General features: G+C 60.0%; 4 protein-coding genes and 2 pseudogenes. 1 reads left to right on the plus strand and 5 read right to left on the minus strand.

Features of this window, described 5'->3' with window-relative positions:
- Positions 1 to 194 precede the first annotated feature (194 nt).
- Positions 195 to 959 (minus strand): ParA family protein, encoded by a 765-nt coding sequence (locus C0Z16_RS36715; RefSeq protein WP_102636817.1) that lies wholly within the window; start codon positions 957 to 959, stop codon positions 195 to 197.
- Positions 960 to 1,122: 163 nt separating this feature from the next.
- On the opposite strand from C0Z16_RS36715, the pseudogene C0Z16_RS36720 reads away from it, so the two are divergent.
- Positions 1,123 to 1,248, plus strand: a pseudogene (locus C0Z16_RS36720) (ribonuclease domain-containing protein); the annotation flags it as partial.
- A gap of 259 nt (positions 1,249 to 1,507) precedes the next feature.
- Here C0Z16_RS36720 and C0Z16_RS36725 read toward each other — a convergent pair.
- From C0Z16_RS36725 to C0Z16_RS36740, 4 genes and pseudogenes are all read right to left on the minus strand, one after another.
- Positions 1,508 to 1,861, minus strand: a complete 354-nt coding sequence (locus C0Z16_RS36725; protein ID WP_102636818.1) for a DUF1428 domain-containing protein — start codon at positions 1,859 to 1,861, stop codon at positions 1,508 to 1,510.
- 172 nt (positions 1,862 to 2,033) lie between these two features.
- Positions 2,034 to 2,438, minus strand: a complete 405-nt coding sequence (locus C0Z16_RS36730) for a VOC family protein (protein WP_102636819.1) — start codon at positions 2,436 to 2,438, stop codon at positions 2,034 to 2,036.
- Positions 2,439 to 2,969: 531 nt separating this feature from the next.
- Positions 2,970 to 3,811: pseudogene (locus C0Z16_RS36735) on the minus strand (substrate-binding domain-containing protein).
- 452 nt (positions 3,812 to 4,263) lie between these two features.
- Positions 4,264 to 4,755, minus strand: a 492-nt coding sequence (locus tag C0Z16_RS36740; protein WP_244201521.1) for a phospholipase D-like domain-containing protein, incomplete at its 5' end; no start/stop codon positions are given.

Below are 4,755 nucleotides of genomic sequence, written 5' to 3' on the forward strand. Positions count from 1 at the left end.
CGCGTTCCGCCGCAGCCAGCAAATGAAGAAACGGGCGCGGTTGGCCGCTGCATTCGGAGAACTGGGAAACGGCTGCTGGTGCAGCCGGGGATGTGGATTGCTCACTTGACACCGGCCCGCTAATGGGTGTCGACCATCTAATAGCGGGTGCGGAGTGACCGCATTTGCCGAGGGCGGCCGTCTCCGGGTTCCCGCTATCGGGCCAGCTCCCGATGCAAGGCCCGATACTCCTGTGAAAGTTTGTGTCCCGGATCAAGGTGAATGACGGGGGTCGCCTGCTGATGCGATTCGCGGATCTTCACGGACGAAGACAGCCGCGAAGCCAGCACTGGCAAGCCTTCGCTGATGAGTTCATCGACCAGCTTTTGAGGCAGGCTTGCACGAGGCTGGAACTGATTGATGACAATCCCCTCTACCTTTAGCGCGACGTTGTGGTCCTGCTGGATCTCCTTCACGTTTTCCAGCAACGTGTAAAGCGCGCGCCGGGAAAAGTCATCACAGTCAAACGGAATCAGACAACGCTCGACGGCGATCAGCGCGGAGCGGGTGTAGAAGTTCAACGCCGGCGGAGTGTCGATATAAATCGCGTCATAGGTGTCAAGTTCGTTGAGCGCGTCACGCAACTTGTAGATCTTGTAGCGGGATTCCAGCTTGCCATGCAACGCGTCCAGGTCAGGGTGAGCGGGCATAACGTCCAGATTCTCAAACGGCGTCGGATGAATGAAAGACGTGACTTCGACGGGCCTGAAGCTGAACGTGAGCGCTGTTTCAAAGAAGCCGGCGACGGTGGGATGGGCATCGCTGGCCTGCGAGCCGAGCAGGTATTGGCTGGAATTCGCCTGGGCATCCAAGTCAATAACCAAAGTGCGCAGACCTTCGCTGGCGCTGATTGCCGCCAGGTTGCAGACGATGGTCGATTTGCCCACGCCACCTTTCTGGTTGAATACGACGCGCCGCATGTTCTCCCCTTGAACGAAAGCTGTCCCAAAGCTCCCAGCATACCTGAGTCAGGGAACACCCTGCCGTCTGCAGTCAAACCGTAGCGGGAAGGGAGTGCGGCGTCGCGCAGCCGACCCGAACTGTCCTACAAAGTCAACAGCGGTTTCGCGGGGGCAACTGGTTGTTCGCACCTTGGGCTCGACGGATCGCGGGCAGCGCCGGATCGTGTGCGGTGGACCTCGCAGGCAGACCGGCGACTGCCATTACACCGACGATTACTACGCCAGTTTTAGGCGCATTGCAGGATGAAGAGGGTCCCGGATCCGCGAAATGGTCAATCTGGATACCCAAGAGCGTTACCGCCGACTACCGCGAACCGCTGTCGACCCGTTGGAGTCACTTATGCGTCACGCGCGACCGTCAGCTGCTAACCAGATACCTGACTTCACAGCTTGCCTGAGTAGCGTAAGTCCGACAGGAGATTCACGCGTTGCATCGCGGATGTTCAATGCCAGGCCGCGGCGCCGGTTCGCGTCTCAACGCGAACCGGCGCCATGTTTTTCTGCCATCACGCGTCGACAATCACTTCGAAACCGCCATAGATTAGCCGCTGGCCGTCAAAAGGTATCGGATTTTTATCTGGTTGCAGCCGCGGGTCGGTCATTACCGCTTTCATTCCTTCGTCTCGCGACTGATGCGACGGCCAGACAACCCAGGAGAACACCACCGTCTCATCATCCTTGCGCTTGATCGCCATTGGAAACGACGTCACCTTGCCCTCCGGCACGTCATCTCCCCAGCATTCGACCACCTTCAAGGCGCCGTGCTCCTTGAAGACGGCCGCCGCTCTTTCGGCGAACTGTCTGTAAACTTCGCGGTTGGCTGTAGGCACGGGGACAACAAATCCATCGACGTAAGTCATTCGCAATCTCCTTTTCCCATACGGACTATAGGTGCCGGTCGGCAGCGCATCGCAACACGACCGCCCATACGCACGACGAGCGGGGAGTCAAGAAATCGACAATAGTCGATTCCCTTGCACCGATGGCCTGCTTTGACGCTAAGCGGCGCTTTGAGGCATGGCGTCGGCCTGCTCACTTAAGCGGTTGCCCAATGCCGAGGAGGTTGCCCTCGCTATCTCGGAACCAAGCAGCTCTTTCGCCTACCCCACCCTTGGACGGGTAATTCCCTTGTATATCAGCGATCCCGTTTATCGTTTTGAGGCCGGGAAGATCGTATTCTTCGAACGCGACTCCACGCTGTCGCAGCTCACTAACGGTTGCCTCGATGTCATCGACCTCCCAGGCCATTTGTGTATGAGTCCCTGAGGCCGACGCAGACGACTGAAAGAGTGTGAAGTAGCCCCTGCCGCATTTGTAGCGGAGGCCACCAGCCCGTTCTTCCACCGGCTCAAGGCCGAGCCTGCTCGAGTAGAAAGTTCTTGCGCGAGCGAGGTCCTGCGCTGGGATCCGAGTTGCGACGTCGCTGTCTTGAAGCATGGAACACCTCTGAGGTCAAGAAAGCCCAAAGACTTTGTTCACTCCGTGCCGCGCAACGCTTCCGCTTTGCGGCCACGGAGTTTCTCTTCAGGAACCAGTTAGTCAGACGGGAACGCACTCATCGCCTTGATCTATCGTAGACCATGCGATACACAAAACAGTTGACCCCCGAATCCGCTTGGCGTCGGGACACCCGCCGTTTCTGGGCGATGCGATTTGGAAATACACGTGCACCCGACCTTGTTCGATGAAATCGAACCTTCCTTTGAATCACGTTGAACTACATTCGGTACCCCGTGGTCCACAATCACGAACATGGTTTCGAACCGAAGGCTCAAGTGCTCGAGGACGCGCCACACCTTGTGGGCCCAGGAATGAGTCAGCGACGGGTCGTCAGTCGCCGCGCCTTGAAGGTCCGCTCGCCGCGAGCAAGCGGACGCTCGCGACCCGATTGGGAAGGACCGTTCCTGGCCGTTCTCGGAAGATCCGGCCGTCGCCTGGCTCGACGGCGCGGAGGGCTCACAGCTACACTCAGTTCGACGTCTTCGGCGTTAGCGGTTCGAGCCCGGTCCCCTCAATCGCTGGGGCCGCGTCCGGCGATGACAGAAAACGGATCAGGGCCGCTGCGCCCGCTGGATTTTTGGCATTGGCAGAGATGCCCCCGGAAAACACCGTGTACCTTTGGACCTCCGCGGGCAGATTGCCGACCACCGTCAGCCCGTCCACCGGCAACAATTCGACGATCTGCTGAAATCCGATCTCCGCCTCGCCGTTCGCGACGACATTGGCGACCCGCTCGGATGGGATCATGCGGCTCTTGTTGTCCACCTGCTCCTGGATACCGAGACGCCGAAATGGTTCGCTGCCGATATAGACTCCATTGGCGTCGTCCGGATAGACGATCGACTTCGCGGCGAGCAGCGTGCGCCGCAGTGCCTCAACCGATCTGATATCCGGCTTCGGCGCCCCCTCGCGAGCCGCGATGCCAATTGCCGAGCGTGCGAAGTCCATCTTGCTGCCAGACACGACCTTGCCAGCGTTGACCTGATCGTCGAGTGCATAGCCGACCACGATCAGCACGTCTGCCCATTCGCCGCGCGGCGAGTCGCACAGGGATGGCATTCGCGGCTGTGCCCACCGCAGGCCCCCAGACAGTGACCAGCGTCTCGCCGGCCGCCTGCTCGAATTGTGGAGCCAGTGCGCGATAGGCTGACGCAAACGCGCCCGAAATCATCACCTTAACTTCATCTGCCGAGGCCCCGACGCTGCCCAACAATGCGCCCGTGACGCAGAATACGAGTACATGAACCCTCAGCTTGCGGCAAATCACGGCCCGCTCCATGTCGATCGGATGACCAAGCCCAGACATGCATCAAGTCTGAACGCCACTGATGATGTTCGTCGGCAGCGCGGCATCGCGCGCAGCACCGATTCCCCGCCAATTCGAAGTCCCTCGAGGCCGCCGTTTGCGCAATGGCCGCCGCGCACAACCATCCCTATGTGCGAAGGGCTTCGTCGACGTCGCCTTCAGCGCCTCAAGCGGGTACGACGATTACTTCGAATGGACAGCGTCAAGCAGGGCACGCGGGCGGAATTAATAGTTGACGTTATCAGCGCCATATTAGCCCGTTAGCGCTATCGGCAACTTTGGTTCGGCCGAGTGACAGCGCTCAGATATTGCTTGGCACGACGGTCAGCACGCGACCCGTTGGGGCCGGTGATCGCATCACGGCCCTAGCGTCGTGTTCGGCAGTAGAGCGGTCATTCGCCCGCTGGCCTCGTCGGCGAGTCATAGTCCGCAGCGGTCGCTCGGGCGACACAAACGTCAAAGTTGCGGATCGAGTAGGGCGACAGCGCGGTCCAGCAGCTTTTCGAGGAGCGGACGGCGGCGCCAGTCGTCGAGCGAAATGCGTTTTGCCTGGGCGACGTCGCGATCGAAAATCGCCGTCTGCTGGCGCGCGAAATCCCGGTCGTAGATGTTCAGGTTCGCTTCGTCGTTGAGCTTGAACGAGCGGCTGTCGAAGTTCGTCGAGCCGACCGACACCAGATACTCGTCGACGACAATCACCTTGCAGTGGAACATCGTCGGCTCATACTCGTACATCTCAACGCCCGCCGCGAGCAGGTCGCCCCAGCACGCGCGCGATGCCTCGCGCACCGTGTGGGTGTCGATGCGCTTGCCGGGCGTGATAATGCGCACCTTCACGCCGCGCTTCGCCGCCTCGACGATCGCGTTGATCGTCAGCTTGTCCGGCACTAAGTACGCGCTCGACAAGTGGATGGAGTGCGTCGCGGCGGTGATCGCCATGAGGTACAT

The organism is Paraburkholderia rhynchosiae (assembly GCF_002879865.1).
In the GTDB taxonomy this organism is placed as follows: domain Bacteria; phylum Pseudomonadota; class Gammaproteobacteria; order Burkholderiales; family Burkholderiaceae; genus Paraburkholderia; species Paraburkholderia rhynchosiae.

What these genes read in the sequence shown, in the direction of transcription:
- C0Z16_RS36715 (WP_102636817.1), bottom strand. Translation starts at nt 959, where the DNA reads ATGCGGCGCGTCGTATTCAACCAGAAAGGTGGCGTGGGCAAATCGACC.
- C0Z16_RS36725 (WP_102636818.1), bottom strand. Translation starts at nt 1,861, where the DNA reads ATGACTTACGTCGATGGATTTGTTGTCCCCGTGCCTACAGCCAACCGC.
- C0Z16_RS36730 (WP_102636819.1), bottom strand. Translation starts at nt 2,438, where the DNA reads ATGCTTCAAGACAGCGACGTCGCAACTCGGATCCCAGCGCAGGACCTC.